Source organism: Anaerostipes sp., from assembly GCF_018381315.1.
In the GTDB taxonomy this organism is placed as follows: Bacteria; Bacillota; Clostridia; order Lachnospirales; family Lachnospiraceae; genus Anaerostipes.
In genome coordinates this window covers 131,130-148,019 of sequence record NZ_JAGZSD010000004.1, presented here as the reverse complement: position 1 = coordinate 148,019, position 16,890 = coordinate 131,130, and the positions used below count along the sequence as shown (strand labels likewise).

The following is a 16,890-nucleotide window of genomic DNA, read 5'->3' as shown; positions in this document are numbered from 1 at the left end:
GATGGCAGGTTCAAGCATTGGCACATTATTCAGAATCACAACATGGGGAGAGACGCACGGAGAGGGACTTGGAGTCGTGGTGGACGGATGCCCGGCGGGACTGTCTATCTCCCAGGAAGAGATCCAGCAGTTCTTAAACCGCAGAAAGCCGGGACAGTCAAAATATACAACACCCAGAAAAGAGGATGACCAGGTTGAGATCCTATCCGGTGTTTTTGAGGGAAAGACTACAGGTACTCCTATTTCCATGGCTGTATATAATAAGAACCAGAAGTCTAAAGACTACAGCCAGATTAAAGACATTTACCGGCCTGGCCATGCGGATTACACATATGATGCCAAATATGGAATCCGGGATTACCGGGGCGGAGGAAGGTCTTCCGGACGAGAGACAATTGGGCGGGTTGCGGCAGGTGCAGTGGCATCCAAACTTCTGGCGGAGGTTGGAATATCAATCACCGCATATGCGAAGGAGATCGGCGGCATTGCTGCAGACGCAGAAAAGTTCCATATGGAAGAAATGTTTCAAAATCCTTTTTATATGCCGGATAAAGAGGCAGCTGCCCGGGTTCAGGAATATGCGGATCAAATGATGAAAGAAAAAGATTCTATGGGAGGCATCATCGAATGTGTGGTGGAAGGTTTAAAGCCTGGCATCGGTGATCCTGTGTTTGAAAAGCTGGATGCCGGCCTGGCAAAAGCGATTCTGTCTATCGGAGCAGTCAAAGGATTTGAGATCGGGGATGGCTTTGCGGCTGCATCATCCAATGGGTCTGCAAATAACGATGCTTACATCTGCCGGGATGGAGATTTTATAAAGAAGACCAATCATTCAGGCGGAGTTTTGGGAGGCATCAGCGATGGAAGCCCTCTTGTGTTCCGTGCTGCGGTTAAACCGACTCCTTCTATTGCCAAGGTCCAGACTACAGCAGGTAAAGATGGGGAAGAAATCGAGCTTTCTGTTAAGGGAAGACATGATCCGATGATCGTGCCGAGAGCAGTTGTTGTTGTTGAGTCAATGGCGGCAATCACCATTGCAGACAGCCTGCTTATGAATATGAGTGCTACTATGGACTCTGTGAAAAAAATATATGAATAATGGTGAGAAAATGTATCAGTTATTAAAAAAAGACGGAAAAGCAAAAAGAGGCCGGCTGACGACCGTGCACGGAACAATCGAGACTCCTGTTTTCATGAATGTGGGAACAGCAGCGGCGATCAAAGGCGCAGTGAGCACGGACGATTTAAGGGAGATCAAAACACAGGTGGAGCTTTCCAATACCTATCATCTCCATGTGAGAACGGGCGACCGGCTGATCAAAGAGTATGGCGGACTGCACAAGTTTATGAACTGGGATCGGCCGATTCTTACGGATTCGGGGGGATTCCAGGTCTTTTCCCTGGCCAAGCTGCGTAAGATTAAAGAAGAAGGAGTTTCTTTTTCATCTCATATCGACGGCAGAAAGATATTTATGGGACCGGAAGAGAGCATGCAGATACAGTCCAATTTGGGCTCCACCATTGCTATGGCATTTGATGAGTGTCCTCCCCATCCTGCTACGAGAGAATACATGCAGAATTCTGTAGACAGAACTACCAGATGGCTTGTCCGCTGCAAAGAAGAAATGGAGCGGCTGAACGGCCTGCCGGATACTGTAAACCCGCATCAGATGCTGTTCGGCATCAATCAGGGTGGGACATTTGAGGATATCCGGATCAAGCATGCAAGGGAGATATCTGCACTTGACCTGGACGGATATGCTCTGGGAGGACTGGCAGTAGGAGAATCACATGCAGAGATGTATCGTATTCTGGATGAAACAGTCCCGTTTCTTCCGGAGGCAAAACCAACTTACCTGATGGGAGTGGGTACTCCCGCCAATATTTTGGAGGCAGTGGACCGGGGGGTCGACTTTTTTGACTGCGTTTATCCTACCCGAAACGGACGGCATGGACATGTCTATACCAACCACGGCAAGATGAATCTGTTTAATAAAAAGTATGAGCTGGACCACAGGCCGATTGAAGAAGGGTGTCAGTGCCCGGCATGCAGAAGCTACAGCAGAGCTTATATCAGGCATCTGCTCAAAGCAAAAGAAATGCTTGGAATGAGATTGTGTGTCTTGCATAACTTATATTTTTATAATACAATGATGGAGGAGATCCGGGAGGCAATCGAACAGGGATGCTATAAGGAGTATAAAGAGAAAAAGCTTCTGGGAATGGAAAGCAAGTGATCAGGATTCAAGTAATTGAATTTGATATATTATTATTTTAAATGGAGGAAAAGGAACAAATGCAATCACAATTAGGTTTAATTTTGTGGATTATCGTTATCTTCGGAGGTATGTACTTCATAATGATCCGTCCGCAGAAGAAAAAAGACCAGCAGATGAAGGAATTGGCTGCTTCTTTGGAAGTAGGGGACAGTGTGCTTACAATCAGCGGATTTTACGGCGTTGTAGTGGATGTCGTAGATGACAGGACAATCGTAGTGGAATTTGGAAATGACAAGCACTGCCGTATCCCAATGGAGCGTGCTGCGATTTCACAGGTTGAAAAACCAAATCAGGGAACTAAAGAAGATTAATATGCAGGGACGGCGCTTTTTTGCGCCGTCCTTTCTGTACCAAAGAGGGTAACTTTTAAAGAGGTGAATCAGAGGACATAGACTGGCAAAAGCATCTAGGAGGATTATTCATGGACAGAAAATCGTTTCCTTATTATTATGATATTGTCGGCAGTTTCCTGCGGACTGAGGCATTAAAAGCAGCTAAAAGACAGTATAATAATGGGGATATGAGTGCAGTTAAACTAATGAGGATTGAAAATCAGGCGGTCAGAGAGTTAGTGAGGAAGCAAAAAGAGGCCGGGCTGAAAGCGGTTACTGACGGTGAACTTCACAGGAGATGGTGGCATCTTGATTTTCTGTGGTACTTAAACGGGATTGAGAAAAGAAAATACAAAACAAGACCGGAGATCTTCAGAGAAGAAGAGACAAAACCTGAAACATTGGTGATCTGCAATAAGATTAGTTTCGGTCATCATCCATTTTTAAATCACTTTCGATACCTGAAGTCCGCTGCCGGAAAAACTGCAGCGAAGATGACAATTCCCTCACCGGCTATGCTGCATTTGATCTGCTGTGTGCATCCGGAGACATACGAACCCATACCGATTTACAGAAATGAAAAGAATTTGTTTGAGGATATTATCAGAGCTTACCGCAGGGCATTAAAAGCTTTCTATGATGCAGGCTGCAGATATCTGCAGTTTGATGATATTTCCTGGGGAGAATTTTGTTCAGAAGAACGCAGGAAGGTCTATCAGAAACGGGGAATCAGAATAGAGGATCTGGCGGAGCGGTATGTCTGGCTGGTCAACGAGGTGCTCAAAGGAAGGCCGGAAGATATGACCATAGCTATGCACATCTGCCGGGGCAATTTTCATTCTGCACGTATTATCTCCGGAAGTTATGAATTTGTTGCAGAAAAATTATTTGGAGAGTGTCAGGCAGACGGATTTTTCCTGGAATATGATACCAGCCGGGCAGGAGATTTTAAGCCTCTCAGGTACATAAAAGATCAAAAGGCTGTTCTTGGGCTGATTTCTACCCGATCTCCGGAGATGGAAAGGGATGAAGAGATAAAGAAGAAAATTATGGATGCCTCAAATTATGTGCCGCTGTCCCAGCTCTGTCTGAGTCCCCAGTGTGGGTTTGCCTCAGAAGCTGAACAGAGTTTTTTAACTGAAGAACAGCAGTGGGAGAAGATCAGAATCATGAGAAGAATTGCAGAAGACGTATGGAAGAAACCGGCAGGGGCTTAAGCCCTCTGCCGGCCGGAAGAATTTACGCCAGTGCCCCGCCCAGGGTGCCTCCGGCGATGCATAACAGCATTGCGGTGATTCGTTCCCCGCTTAACAGTGTCTGATTTTGATCCAGCAGAAGAGAGATCAGAAAGAGTACTGCAAAATACAGAAGGCCGACAGCCAGGCCCCAAAGGAACTTTCTCTTTCCCATCTTTTTTCCGATGATAAATCCTGCGAATACCGATGCAGCCACATAAGTAAAGGTTACACCAAGGTTCGCCACTTTTGTGCTGACTTCGGTCTGATACATAATAAAAGCAAGAACACATAGAATAATTCCTGTCAGTATGTAGGAAAAGATTAAGCTTTTTAAGATTGAAATACCAATATTTTTATTTTCCATGGGATGCCTCCTTTTAGTAAAATTTTATGCAGAACGGCGGCATTCTATGACTACAGGCGAGAAAGGATAGACGATGATAGACTTACATTTGCACTCGAATGCCTCGGACGGAACAAAAAAGCCGCTGGAAGTGCTCAGGGAGGCAAAAGAAAAAGGGCTTTATGCCATTGCGCTTACCGACCATGACACCGTAAGAGGGATTTCTCCCATCTTAGATTCCGGTGAACTTTCCGGTATTCGGTTTATGCCGGGAATAGAGCTTTCCTGTGAGGCTGAAAAACATGAGATTCACATATTAGGATATAATATAGACATTCATGACCAAAAGATGCTTACAACTCTGGAAAATCTGCGGAAGGGAAGAAGGCAGAGAAATCTTTCCATGATCCGCAAATTCCGTGAAGACGGGATTCCCATTACACTTGAAAAGCTTCTTCACGGAAATGAGCACACGGTGATCACAAGGGCTCATTTTGCAAGAGTACTCATTGAGGAGGGATACTGCAGCAATAAGGACCAGGCCTTTAAAAAATATGTGGGGGACGGCTGCAAATATTACATTCCAAAACCCTACTTTGCCCCGGAGGATGCAGTACGGCTGATAAAAGATGCAGGAGGGGCAGCAGTGCTTGCCCATCCGTTCCAGTATCATTTCTCTAACCAGGAGCTGGAGAAACTGATCAAAGAGCTGATCTCTTACGGGCTGGATGGACTGGAAGTATATCATTCTTCCCATCACTACGGACAGATTGTAAAACTTACTGAGTGGTGCCGAAAGTACGGACTTTTGGCCACTGGAGGATCGGACTTCCACGGAAGCAATAAGCCGGACATTGAGATCGGAACCGGCCGGGGGAATCTAAAGGTGCCCGATCACCTTTATGAGGAGCTAAAATTGCAATATAAAATTAGAAAATAATACAAAAATAGCATAATACACAATAGATAACCTGGAATAGCAGGTGTTTTGTTGTGAAAAGTGCACAATAAAAAGAGGGTATCTTATAGGATATCCTTTTGTTGTATATGGCAATACAAAAATTTCATTTAAAGAGTTCGGACGTCCGAACTTTAGCCCAATTCCTCTAAAAGCATGTTTGTTGTACGATAATTAAAAATCTTTCTTGGATAGTCATTGATCCAGTCTTGTACCTTTTGTATATACTCAACGGAATATTTTGCTATATCGGATCCTTTTGGAATAAAACGACGAATCAGCTTGTTTGCATTTTCATTACTGCCCCGTTCACAACTACAGAATGGATGGCAATAATATAATGTTGTCCGCTTTTGAGAACTGCTATATGATGTTTCCAGCATATCTGAATTTAAAAATTCCACCCCATTATCACAAGTAATCGTTTTAAATATTTCACGAAACTTTACAACACCATATTGACGTTCTAATTTATTCAATGCTTTCTTTACACTTACATTCGTCCGGTCTTTCATCTTTATGATAAGTTCCTGCCGTGTCATACGTTCTGTAAGAACCAAAAGACAAACCGAAGAAGCACCATAAACAGTATCCATTTCCCAATGACCATAAAGGTTCCGTGCTTCTATCTCATCCGGTCGTTTTTCAATGCTGAGACCTTTTAACTTTTTTGTACTGATCCGTTTCTTTTTTGCTTTTCTTTTCGCTTTCTTATGATATGGCAGTTTTGATATATCCAGGTGAAGAAATACTTCATGATGCACATAATTGTAAAGGGTCTTAAAACAGACATTTGTAGAAAAAGAAAGATGATTGTTTTTGATATAAGCGAGAACTGCACAAGGAGAAAACCGTTTCTCCAAAATCATGTGTTCAAAAAATCTGACAAAATTCATATCGTTTCCGATTTTTAAAGGACGGCCTTTTTCTTTTGAGTTTTTTTCCTGTAACGTTTGCCCTATATAAGCATCATAAGTTGTCTTGGTTGTTAAATCGGTCTGTAAAAATGTAACCTTCCCACGTTTTAATTCATTATAGATCGTTGCCTTACATCGACCAAGTTTTTCAGCGATCTCTTTAACAGGGTAACCTTCCTTGTATAAAACTTCAATCTGCCCCCGTTCATAGAGTGTTAAATATTTGTTTTTCATATGTATCTACTCCTTTATAAATTGAATAATATCCTTTATAAAAAAGCGTACAAAAAAAGATGTATTTTATAAAGGACTACGCAAGTTATAAATAATCCTTTACAAAATACACCTTTTTTTGTTTTTGTATCAATGGTACATTTTACCAGCAACTACCAGAATTTAAATTTCTTTTTTGAAAGTTCATTTTTTTTATTTTGTTCCTTTAATTCTTTAATCCTGTTAGAACAAAAATCAAAAAATAATTGTTGCATCATTTCCATTTCATCTTTAGAGATTAATTCATCACACAAAAGCTGACAAGATATTCCACACAAATTATGATATATATATTTAACATATCGAACTGAATTTATTTGATAAACTATATCAATAGCATGACTTAAAGCCATATTTTGTGGTTTTCCAATCCGTTCGATGATGTCAAAAATTCTATGCATCTAATCCCCTCCTTAGTTTTTACTATTTCTAACAGTATAGCATTATTTCTAATATTTCTCAAATCAAGGAAGAAAATTGCAAGAGGTTTCTAGAAAATATTTTAGATATAGCAAAAACCACAGTGAATTGAATAAATATTTGTGCATATTGCATAGGGAGAAAGAACGGGAACAAAGTTTTGTTCTCTTTTCTAATAAAGGCAAAAGAAAATCTCTTTAATCTATAAATAGGCTGGACACATCTTCTTTTTTAAATTCTAAATAGACAACTTCCAAATCTATCTCTTTGTTATATTGTGTCTTTACGTAAGACAAAAATTCTTGATTGTCTAATAAAATATGTTCTGCTTCTTCTAAGTCAATACTGTACGCTTTTACAGTTGCCTTATTACAATTCCGGCTTGCCCAATACCTTCGCTTTCCTTTTGTAACAGCACATAAATCTTTGGTAATATATTTTGCAATATAATGGCTTACCCGTGTTGTGTCCATAACCTCCGTAACCGTAGAAAAGCCAAGCTTCCAGTTTGCAAGATTATAAATCGGCTTTCCATTTCTCTGTCTGATTCCGCTGTCCTTTAATTCTATATTTCCAATATGGGAGAGAAGGCCATGGAAGTGGTAGCTTTTTCCGTCCTTATGCAGTTCCGGAATAAGAATATAGGTTAAATCTGGAGCATACCGTTGTTTTAGATTATTTAACCACTTACTCGTCTTTTTTGTAATTGCATCATAATCTGTCCGGTCTATGTATTGTGGATTGTAGGTTATTGTTAAAAAATAACTCCAAACATTTGCTCTTGTTATTTCATAGATTTCTTGTACCGTCCGGGCACGGCTGGAACGGATGGAACGATCCCTGTCCACAGGAGTTCGGACGTCCGAACTTTTTGCTAACAGACATTGTTCTAAATCCTTAACACTTGCTACTTTTTCCGAACTATAAATATCTTTACTGTATAATCGAATATGTACACTATCAAGATAATCGTACACTTTTATATTATAAAATCCCATGCTTTCCCCCTTCTAAAAAACATGTGAGTGTTAAGTGTTGCTATAGTCAAGTAAGGAACACAATTTCATGTATGACAAATACTACACGTTTGAGGCCGTCCCGGCTGAGGGCTCCCCACCCTCTCCCGTGCCGTCCTCAAACGTGTTATAAGTGTCATACAAGGAATAGTATTTCTTTCTTGCTGTAAAAAATATCTGACCAACCTTCTCTTTCATTGGATACCAGACTTTTACACCACAAAATAATTTGCCTAATGCAAACATAGAAAGAAATTTTCCACCCCATCCATAATTGGAAACTTTTCGATGTACGACTTCATATTCAATCAAAGCACGGATTTGGCGATCAATCATCCGGTCAAACTGCGCTACAAGAATAATATCATACCCCATTTTTCTATGTTGGGTATAAAATCCAAGCCATTCCGCACGGCCTTTAATGTTCCATTCCCTTGCATTAAATAAAAGCTGACATTCATCTATAACAAGCAAAATGCGTCCTTCCAATACACGCTTTCCATTCCAATACTGCCGTGCAAAATTTTCTAAATAATCCGGGGTAAGTTTCGTATTGTCGATATAATAAAAACTATTTTTCTTACCGGAGTAATTAAAGTTAAAGTTTGCAATTACAGGAAGACCAAGACGTAATGTCTCGTATACCACTTTTGCCGTATGCAATGATTTACCACTTCCGGGAGTTCCACTGTATAAATAAATCATTCAATACCTCCTTTTTATTCAATCGCTTTTATCCACCTTAAAACAATGGAATAAGCATAAAACAAGCCGATAGACACCAGCCAAGCCGCGCCAATTTTTATGAATGTACCAATCGGAATTACCCAGTTTACATATTCAAGGTAGGGAATTTCTAAATTATTGATGAAATCTGTAAATGGGCTATGAGGAAGAACTGACGAAATGGTAGAAACTAAAGCTTGTATAGCGCCTACAAACCAGTTGTAAATTGTTTCAAACATATAATTTCCTCCTATCCTTTAATAAGACCACGGGTCACAAAGATAAGACCGACAAGAAAAGAAAGTGTCATACAAGTGCGGGCCACTTTTGCAACAGAATCCCATTCCTTTAAATCTAAAACTATTGTTTCATCAAGCTTGGCAAATTTAATTTTTATGGGAATTTCAAAATGTGGTGCTTTTGGTTCTGCATCCAGTTTATTAATCAACTTCACAAAATCGAACGGCATACAGAATGGGAAAATTTCTGTTAAATCAGCAATAATGACATCCCAACTTGGCTTTTTCGGCATGTCTGGATTAGACGGCGTATCAGGATTATCTGGCTTATCCGGGTCTGGTTTATCTGGATCAGGATTAGTACCGGGGTCTGGATCAGTTCCGGGATTCGGGTTCGGTTTTGTACCAGGATCAGGATAAATAGACGGATTTACCTTATTAAAAAAGTCCAAAACCGCCTGATTGATTGCGTCTGTTTTTTCTGCCGGGGATAAATCCGGGTTTGCATTAGCATCTGCTTTTTGTTGCTGTAGCTGTTGCAAAAGTTCCATAATGTCTAAGTTGTTTGGATCATAAGTTGGATGCTGTTCCAAGTCCGGGTTATTGTCAAATTGGTCTGCATAATCCGGATGAATCCACAACACCTGTCCATTTTTAAGATTTATCCACTGTTTATTTACCATATCCCATAAGAAAACATTGTATTTAGGATTAAAACAGATAATAGGAGCAGAATCAGTAAAATGATTAGACATATTGTTATATTCATACACTTTTTTCGATTCTCCAGAAGCAGAAAAAAGAATTTCATTCAAACATTCTTGTAAGAAAGTAGAAGAAGCTTGCTGATTAAATGGTTTTGAAAAATCCAAATCGTTTAAATTTCCAAAAGAAATACGAGAACTGCTAAAAGGGGTACCCTCAATAAAAATAGTGTCAAACTTTTTTCCATTTGTTGTATAAAGACTTACCGAATCAGAATAAGAATAATCCGCATAATATTTATTTTCCATAAAAACATAAGAGCCATTTTCAAAAGTATCATATAACAATTTTTTTCCTGCTTCATTGTTCATGTTTTTTGTAGTAATTCCAAAAGAAGCGGTTGCTTCACTAAGCGGAGCGAGAAAAGAATAATTTTCACTGTTATCGCGATAAAATAATTTCAATAAATCCTGAGAAATAAAGTTTTGAATATTAAAATCGTACTCAGAAACATGCGAATCTGCCAAACTTGCACCTAAGTTGTACAAATTGTAAGTTGCTTTTACAGCTTTTCTGATTGCATACGTAGTCAGAGCACTAAACGTAACTGCCTTATCTCCTTTAATAGCAAGTTTTATATCTTCATAATTATCATAGTCTTCGCCTTCGTCGTCATCATCATCTGGATCAAAATCAGGACCTGGATTCATATATGAATGGGTAATATTGGTGGACAAATATTCTTCTAAATCACTAACCGTATCTTCATCTAGGTTTGTAACAGTCAGCGCAATTCCCCCGATTGCAAAAAGTATTGCAATCACGGCCAAATCATCAACTACAAAAGCCGCCTGTACCTTTCGGTTATGAAATGACGTTATCAAAATCATAGAACAAAGCATCATACAAAGTATACGGACAGAAAGTTTTCGTTTCATGTTTTCCTCCTTTCAAAAAAAGGGCATACCATGTTTTGGTATGCCCTGAGAAAAGTCTGCTTATTTTTTAGCTACTTTTCTAAAAATGCCGATGATCAGACCGAGCACGATACTAACGCCTACAAATGGTAATGCATAAGGAACTGTAGCCGCAACTGCTTCCATGCCTTGATCAGAAAAACCTTTCAAAGCGGCTGTCATAGCTGTAATAACTGCTTCCATACCTCTATCTCCTTTCTATACTGCTTTGTTTACAACGTTTCTAAATATATCTATCAAAAGGCCAGTAATGATGCATATAAATCCCATTACAGCCCCGATAGTTATGGAGCCAAACATCACAGGTGCAATGATTTTCATATTTTCAACTACATATTCCATAAAATTCACCTAGCTTTCAAATATCTGCTTAAAATCAGTGCCAAAGTAAGACCACAAAGGATATAAATACCTACGCCACAGAAAGTTGTTACCATAACAGAATCACCAATGCCCAACTGAACAGATTTCATATAAGATTTATATTCTTTTATGAGTTCCTCATCTGTCTTGTCCTCAGTGGTTACCTCCGTTGTTTGAGGGATGGAGGGATTTTTAATTTCTGTAGTTTGTTCTTTTTCTGTAGTTTCCGTTGTCTCTGTTGTCTTATCTGTTTCCTGTTCTGTCTTGCTTGCCATACGAAAAAAACTAACCGTAGAGACAACCATATCTTTATATTCAAAATACATAAAACCTCCTAAGTTCGGTAATCAAGAGGGCTTATCAAAGCATGGCTTTCCTAAGCCCTCGGTGAACAGTATGTAAATTGGAAGGATTCTGATTGTAAAGTGCTGCCCTACGGCGTATCGTAAAAGTTCGGACGTCCGAACTTTTACTTGTCACTTTACAACCATCTACTTCACAAGAACTGCCCGTTCAATTAAAAGTTTCTTGTATTTTGAATCCACATAACCATAGAGATCATACAGTTTCATATCCTCGAGACTATGAAAAACTTCTTCAGTAACCGGGATTTCATCCGTGATGGTATTCCCATTGTCATTGACCATACAAACGGCTTTGTAAGAAACGCCATTTCTGCCGTTATACTCATAAGCTTTTTTATTTTTTCCTAATACTGTTGTTTTTAAATTTACATTTAGTTTCATGATTTTTACCTTCTTTCTGAGTAATTGTTTATTAATGGACTATATAAAAAAAGAAACATAGTGAACAAATCAAAAGACATATACTAAAACGAAAAAGTCTATCTTCTGCCAACCTGTCATTTCCCCTCAACCTACATGAAATAAAACACAAAAGATAAAGTACTGCTAAAGTAATAAATAAACAGGAAGAATAACCAAAAAAATTAGACATAATACAAAACCTTTCTATTTTGAAGGGGTACGCCCCCGAAGGGGCGCATCCTCTAAAATACAACTTTGATTTCTAAGTGCGGATTTGACTTCTTTGTTTTCTTTGCATCCTTTAAAGCATCCTCAATGACTTCTTTTAGTTTCAAAAGTTCATCATAATTAGAGACGGAACAAACAAACATATCTTTAGCATTTTTTGGAACATCAAGAATAACACCATCTTCATCACAGGCAGGTTCAGACATAAAGTCAGATTCATCAGTATCAGAAGTATTTGTATCCACTCCCTTCATTTCATCAACCGCAGTTTCTAAAAGGTCGGTATATTCCCGTTTCATTTCTTTAATTTCCCGGACAGACATAGAGGGATCACACTGCTCAATAAAGCTCTCTGGACAATTCAAAAGAAGTGTCAACTTACTAAAACCATAGTTTTTCATATCATCTCTAATATCCAACAAGTTTCCTTCATCGAATACACCAAACTTTTCACAGATATTGATGAAGTTGGAAGTTGTACCCCGTGCAATTTCAAACTTATCTTTTGCAAAGTCATAAATGTTTTTATAAGAATCAATTTTATATAATTTCTTTTTGTAGACTTTGTGGAGTAAAAATGCAATTTTCAGAGAGGATAGTTCTACTTTTTTGTATTCCTTCTGAATAGCAGTAATACAGCTATTGTAAAGGCGTTTATCCTCTGCCTTAATTTTTGTCTGATTCGTTTTAGCAACTTCCTGCATCTGTTTAGCAACGGTTGTTGTCATTTTCTTTTGTTCGGACGTCTGAACTTTTTTATTTGTATTTGCCATAATATGTACCCCCTCATATTTCTTATTTAAATAACATAGACAAAGATGTATATTCCTCTAAAGTAATCGCCCCTATATTAGCTGAAAAAATTAGAACATTGATAGCGTGAGAACGAATAACATTAGAACGTTCAAAGTTTTTACTTTGCTGACAAGCAAGATAGTCAAAATATTGATATTCTATATAGTCGTTAATTTCTTTATTTGTTAAATTTTCTGAGTACCCCATATAAACCGCCTTTCTTACCTTTTAATCTCTTATTTGTTTCTAATTACATTTTACAACTTTCATCACCTTTATGAGGAGCTAAGATCTTATTGTAATTCCAAAACGGATATGATATAATGGGCAAGTTAAAAAAGGGAATAAGAGAGATTCATATTGAAGGAGGAACTTGGCATGAAGCACATTAAGACTCTAACCAATAAAACATTGCAGAACACAGTAAAGAAAGGCGGATGCGGTGAGTGCCAGACATCCTGCCAGTCAGCATGCAAGACATCCTGCACCGTAGGAAACCAGAGCTGCGAGCACAGCAAATAATCCACGGCGGGAAAGAGCAGTAAGAAAGAGAGGCGGTTCCTTTTTGAACCGTCTCTTTTCGTTAAGGACAGATAAAGGAGAAGAAGCAGCGTGGTTTATCAATACAAAAATAATGGATACAATATGGTACTGGACGTGGAAAGCGGATCGGTTCATGTGGTGGATGATTTAAGCTATGATGTGATTGGGCTGTATGCCGGTCACTCATTAGAGGAGATTAAAAAGGAGCTTCCCGGCTATGAAGACTCAGAGATCGAGGAAGTCTATGAAGAAATTAAGAGCCTGGAAAGCCAGGGGGCATTGTTCACAGAGGATGAATATGAGGATTACATAACAGAATTTAAAGGCCGCCCTACGGTGGTAAAAGCACTCTGCCTGCACATTGCCCATGACTGCAATCTGGCCTGCAAGTATTGTTTTGCAGAAGAAGGAGAATATCACGGAGACCGCTCCATGATGAGTTTTGAAGTAGGAAAACAGGCACTGGATTTTCTGGTGGAAAATTCAGGGAACCGCAGGAATCTGGAAGTGGATTTCTTCGGCGGGGAACCGCTGATGAATTTTGAGGTAGTGAAACAGCTGGTGGCTTACGGAAGATCACTGGAAGAAGATCACAATAAGAAATTCCGGTTTACACTGACGACCAACGGTGTTCTTTTGGATGACGAGGTCATGGAATTTGCCAATCAGGAGATGGCCAATGTGGTCCTGAGCATTGACGGGCGGAAAGAAGTCCATGATACAATGAGGCCAACAAGAAACGGAAAAGGAAGCTACGATCTTATCATAGACAAATTCAAAAAATTTGCAAAGCTTCGGGACGGGAAAAGTTACTATGTGAGAGGAACTTTTACTCACGACAATTTAGACTTTTCAAAGGACGTACTGCACCTGGCAGACGAGGGATTTGATCAGATATCTGTGGAGCCGGTTGTGGGGCCGGAAGAGGAAAGATATACAATCAAAGAGGCAGACCTGCCGAAGATCATGGAAGAATACGATCTGCTGGCAAAAGAGATCATAAAGAGAGAAAAGGAAGGCAGAGGCTTTACATTTTTCCACTTCATGATCGACCTTACCGGGGGTCCCTGTGTGGCAAAGCGTCTCTCAGGATGCGGATCGGGAACAGAGTACCTGGCGGTGACGCCTTGGGGAGACCTGTATCCATGCCACCAGTTTGTGGGAGAGGATGAATTCGCTGTGGGAAATGTATTTGACGGAGTTACACGGCAGGATATTGTGTCTGAGTTTAAGAAGACAAGCGTTTACTCCAAAGAAGACTGCAGAGAGTGTTTTGCGAGATTTTACTGCAGCGGAGGCTGCAGTGCCAATTCCCATAAACTCAACGGTACAATCAACGGTACCTACGATGTGGGATGTAAATTAGAGAGAAAGCGTGTAGAGTGTGCACTAATGGTGAAAGCTGCCTTGGCAGACCAGAGTGAAGAAGTATAAAGGAGCAAAACTTATGAAGACAAATAACAGCAAGAAAGGAAGATATGCCGCCGGGCTGATTCTGCTGGCCGCATTGTGTGTGTTTGGAATTTTCATCACATCAAAGGGGCTTGGGAAAAATAAGATAGGCCGTGCAAAGAATATTGAACTGGGCCTTGACCTTGCCGGCGGAGTCAGTATCACTTATGAGGTCGACGGTAAAAATGTATCTGACAAAAATATTGATGATACAGTCTACAAGCTGCAGAAGCGTGTGGAAGGATACAGCACCGAATCTGAAGTTTACCGTCAGGGAAAGAACAGGATCAATATTGAGATTCCGGGAGTGACCGATGCCAATAAGATTCTGGATGAACTTGGACAGCCGGGTACTCTGGCGTTTATGGTCCAGGACGGCAAGTCTATGAAGACCGTGCTGACAGGAAATAATGTCAAGTCAGCAAAAGCACAGACGACAGAGGGAGATAATGGAGCGAAGGATTATGTAGTCGCTTTGGAGTTTGACAAAAAAGGAACTAAAGCTTTTGCGGATGCTACGAAGAAAAATGTAGGAAAGCCCATCTATATCATCTACGACAATCAGATCATCAGCGCTCCTAATGTACAGAGTGTTATCACAAAAGGAGAGTGCAGCATCACAGGTATGGAAAGCTATGAGGCGGCAGAGAATCTGGCCTCATCCATCCGGATCGGTTCACTTCCTGTAAAATTGAAGGAACTGCGTTCCAATGTGGTTTCTGCCAAGCTGGGTGTAGACGCCATCCAGACCAGCGTGAAGGCCGGGGCAATCGGATTTGCACTGGTATGTGTGTTAATGATCGCACTGTATTATCTTCCAGGTTTGATTGCATGTTTTGCATTGGCTATCTATGTACTGATGACACTGCTTGCACTGAATGGGTTTAATGTCACGCTCACTCTGCCCGGGTTGGCAGGTATCATCCTCGGTATTGGTATGGCGGTGGATGCCAATGTCATTATTTATTCCAGGATCAAGGAAGAAGTGGCGCTTGGCAAGAATGTAGGAACCGCCATAAAGTCCGGCTTCCATAAAGCTGCATCTGCCATTATTGACGGAAATGTCACCACGTTGATCGCTGTGGCAGTCCTCTGGTTTAAGGGAACCGGAACTGTCAAAGGCTTTGCTCAGACACTGGGCATGAGTGTTTTGATTTCTATGTTCACGGCGCTGGTCATCAGCAGATTTTTAATTACTGCAGCATATAAATTTGGCTTAAGGAGCCCGAAACTCTACGGAAAAGCGAGAACTCTGAAAGAAAGAGATTTCATCGGAGTAAGCAGACGCTGTATGGCGGCAGCTCTGATCGTTATCGTTGCAGGGCTTGCATTCCTGCCGATTAATAAGTCAAAGATCGGAACACCGCTGAATTTTGATCTGGAATTTTCCGGGGGTACATCTTCAACAATCACATTTGACAAGGATGTGAAAGTCGATGACAGCCTTGAGAAAAAGGTAGTATCTGCTTATGAAAAGGTCAGCAAATCCACCTCAGTCCAGGGACAGAAGGTAAAAGCAGGCAATCAGATGGTTATCAAATCTGTGGAACTGAACTTAAATCAGAGAAAGCAGATTGAAAAGACCATGAAGAAAGACTACAAGGCGAAGTCTGTAGCTACAGAAAATATAAGTTCTACTATCAGCAGTGAGATGCAGCGGGATGCAGTCGTTTCCGTAGTGATCGCAAGTATCTGTATGCTCATCTATATTGCGATCCGGTTTAAGGATGTGAAATTCGGTGCCAGCGCGATTATAGCACTGCTGAATGATGTGCTGATTGTTTTTGCGGCATACTCTATTGGAAGGCTTTCTGTGGGAGGTACATTTATCGCCTGCATGCTTACGATTATCGGATATTCCATCAACTCTACGATCGTTATATTTGACCGTATCCGGGAAAATATGCAGGAGGCTGATTCTTCACAGCTGAAAAATGTTGTGAATAAGAGTATCATCCAGACACTGACCAGATCGATCAACACATCGCTTACCACATTTATTATGGTATTTGTACTGTTTATCATGGGAGTGTCATCCATCCGCCAGTTTGCCCTGACCCTGATGGTCGGCGTAGTATGCGGGGCATTTTCTTCTGTGTGCATCACCGGCCCGCTCTGGTATTTTATGAAAACAGGATTTAAAAAACAGCCTCAGGCAGCCATAGAAGAAAAGTCTGCCGTGAAGGACGGACAGCAGGATGCGGCGTCAAAGCCGAAAAAGAAAAAGAAGAAAAAGAAAAAAGGAATTCGATAGGTTATTTGAAAACTGCAGTCAGACATAAGGTTTGATTGCAGTTTTCTTTCATCGCGGAAAGGGAA

At 40.4% G+C, this 16,890-nt stretch carries 21 protein-coding genes; 8 read left to right on the top strand and 13 right to left on the bottom strand.

From position 1 onward, the window contains the following. The first annotated feature begins 1 nt into the window (after position 1). The 4 genes from aroC (at position 2) to KH180_RS04170 (ending at position 3,828) form a co-directional block, all read left to right on the top strand. Positions 2-1,099, top strand: coding sequence for a chorismate synthase (gene aroC, locus KH180_RS04185; RefSeq protein WP_290756808.1), 1,098 nt, complete (start codon positions 2-4; stop codon positions 1,097-1,099). Between the two features lie 10 nt (positions 1,100-1,109). Then, positions 1,110-2,237 (top strand): tRNA guanosine(34) transglycosylase Tgt, encoded by a 1,128-nt coding sequence (gene tgt / locus KH180_RS04180; RefSeq protein ID WP_290756805.1) that lies wholly within the window; start codon positions 1,110-1,112, stop codon positions 2,235-2,237. Between the two features lie 59 nt (positions 2,238-2,296). After that, on the top strand, positions 2,297-2,590 hold the full coding sequence (yajC, locus tag KH180_RS04175) for a preprotein translocase subunit YajC (RefSeq protein ID WP_137327921.1): 294 nt from the start codon (positions 2,297-2,299) through the stop codon (positions 2,588-2,590). A 110-nt stretch (positions 2,591-2,700) separates the two neighbouring features. Continuing rightward, positions 2,701-3,828 (top strand): 5-methyltetrahydropteroyltriglutamate--homocysteine S-methyltransferase, encoded by a 1,128-nt coding sequence (locus KH180_RS04170; RefSeq protein ID WP_290756801.1) that lies wholly within the window; start codon positions 2,701-2,703, stop codon positions 3,826-3,828. A 22-nt stretch (positions 3,829-3,850) separates the two neighbouring features. Here the strand turns inward: KH180_RS04170 and KH180_RS04165 are convergent, their stop codons facing one another. Then, on the bottom strand, positions 3,851-4,213 hold the full coding sequence (locus tag KH180_RS04165) for a TIGR04086 family membrane protein (protein ID WP_290756798.1): 363 nt from the start codon (positions 4,211-4,213) through the stop codon (positions 3,851-3,853). Between the two features lie 73 nt (positions 4,214-4,286). Here KH180_RS04165 and KH180_RS04160 point away from each other — a divergent pair, with 73 nt between their 5' ends. After that, entirely contained in the window at positions 4,287-5,132 is an 846-nt protein-coding gene (locus tag KH180_RS04160) for a PHP domain-containing protein (RefSeq protein ID WP_290756795.1), read from the top strand. Positions 5,133-5,284: 152 nt separating this feature from the next. On the opposite strand, the gene KH180_RS04155 is transcribed toward KH180_RS04160, so the two are convergent. The 12 genes from KH180_RS04155 to KH180_RS04100 form a co-directional block, all read right to left on the bottom strand. Beyond that, the gene (locus KH180_RS04155) at positions 5,285-6,301 is read right to left on the bottom strand and encodes an IS30 family transposase (RefSeq protein ID WP_290756792.1); all 1,017 of its coding nucleotides are present in this window, start codon (positions 6,299-6,301) and stop codon (positions 5,285-5,287) included. 152 nt (positions 6,302-6,453) lie between these two features. Next, the gene (locus KH180_RS04150; protein WP_290756789.1) at positions 6,454-6,741 is read right to left on the bottom strand and encodes a hypothetical protein; all 288 of its coding nucleotides are present in this window, start codon (positions 6,739-6,741) and stop codon (positions 6,454-6,456) included. A 216-nt stretch (positions 6,742-6,957) separates the two neighbouring features. Continuing rightward, positions 6,958-7,758 carry a rolling circle replication-associated protein gene (locus KH180_RS04145; protein WP_290756787.1) on the bottom strand — a complete coding sequence of 267 codons (801 nt, stop codon included), beginning with the start codon at positions 7,756-7,758 and terminating at the stop codon, positions 6,958-6,960. An 81-nt stretch (positions 7,759-7,839) separates the two neighbouring features. Then, complete coding sequence (locus KH180_RS04140; RefSeq protein ID WP_290756784.1) at positions 7,840-8,481, bottom strand: zonular occludens toxin domain-containing protein; 642 nt, start codon at positions 8,479-8,481, stop codon at positions 7,840-7,842. Positions 8,482-8,495: 14 nt separating this feature from the next. Then, on the bottom strand, positions 8,496-8,741 hold the full coding sequence (locus KH180_RS04135) for a hypothetical protein (RefSeq protein ID WP_290756782.1): 246 nt from the start codon (positions 8,739-8,741) through the stop codon (positions 8,496-8,498). Between the two features lie 11 nt (positions 8,742-8,752). After that, positions 8,753-10,384 (bottom strand): hypothetical protein, encoded by a 1,632-nt coding sequence (locus KH180_RS04130; RefSeq protein WP_290756779.1) that lies wholly within the window; start codon positions 10,382-10,384, stop codon positions 8,753-8,755. A gap of 60 nt (positions 10,385-10,444) precedes the next feature. After that, entirely contained in the window at positions 10,445-10,606 is a 162-nt protein-coding gene (locus KH180_RS04125; RefSeq protein ID WP_290756777.1) for a hypothetical protein, read from the bottom strand. Positions 10,607-10,621: 15 nt separating this feature from the next. Further along, a complete protein-coding gene (locus tag KH180_RS04120; RefSeq protein WP_290756774.1) occupies positions 10,622-10,765 on the bottom strand; it encodes a hypothetical protein in 144 nt (47 codons plus the stop codon). 5 nt (positions 10,766-10,770) lie between these two features. Continuing rightward, the gene (locus KH180_RS04115; RefSeq protein ID WP_290756771.1) at positions 10,771-11,112 is read right to left on the bottom strand and encodes a hypothetical protein; all 342 of its coding nucleotides are present in this window, start codon (positions 11,110-11,112) and stop codon (positions 10,771-10,773) included. A 165-nt stretch (positions 11,113-11,277) separates the two neighbouring features. Next, positions 11,278-11,532: a hypothetical protein gene (locus KH180_RS04110; protein WP_290756768.1), complete on the bottom strand. Its 255-nt coding sequence runs from the start codon at positions 11,530-11,532 to the stop codon at positions 11,278-11,280. 263 nt (positions 11,533-11,795) lie between these two features. Then, the gene (locus tag KH180_RS04105; RefSeq protein WP_290756765.1) at positions 11,796-12,554 is read right to left on the bottom strand and encodes a hypothetical protein; all 759 of its coding nucleotides are present in this window, start codon (positions 12,552-12,554) and stop codon (positions 11,796-11,798) included. A gap of 22 nt (positions 12,555-12,576) precedes the next feature. After that, positions 12,577-12,783: a hypothetical protein gene (locus KH180_RS04100; RefSeq protein ID WP_290756762.1), complete on the bottom strand. Its 207-nt coding sequence runs from the start codon at positions 12,781-12,783 to the stop codon at positions 12,577-12,579. Between the two features lie 171 nt (positions 12,784-12,954). Between KH180_RS04100 and scfA the strand changes: the two genes are divergently transcribed. From scfA to secD, 3 genes are all read left to right on the top strand, one after another. Next, a complete protein-coding gene (gene scfA, locus KH180_RS04095) occupies positions 12,955-13,098 on the top strand; it encodes a six-cysteine ranthipeptide SCIFF (RefSeq protein ID WP_006566408.1) in 144 nt (47 codons plus the stop codon). 90 nt (positions 13,099-13,188) lie between these two features. Then, entirely contained in the window at positions 13,189-14,553 is a 1,365-nt protein-coding gene (scfB, locus tag KH180_RS04090) for a thioether cross-link-forming SCIFF peptide maturase (RefSeq protein WP_290756749.1), read from the top strand. Positions 14,554-14,566: 13 nt separating this feature from the next. Then, positions 14,567-16,825 carry a protein translocase subunit SecD gene (gene secD, locus KH180_RS04085; RefSeq protein WP_290756747.1) on the top strand — a complete coding sequence of 753 codons (2,259 nt, stop codon included), beginning with the start codon at positions 14,567-14,569 and terminating at the stop codon, positions 16,823-16,825. Positions 16,826-16,890: the final 65 nt, after the last annotated feature.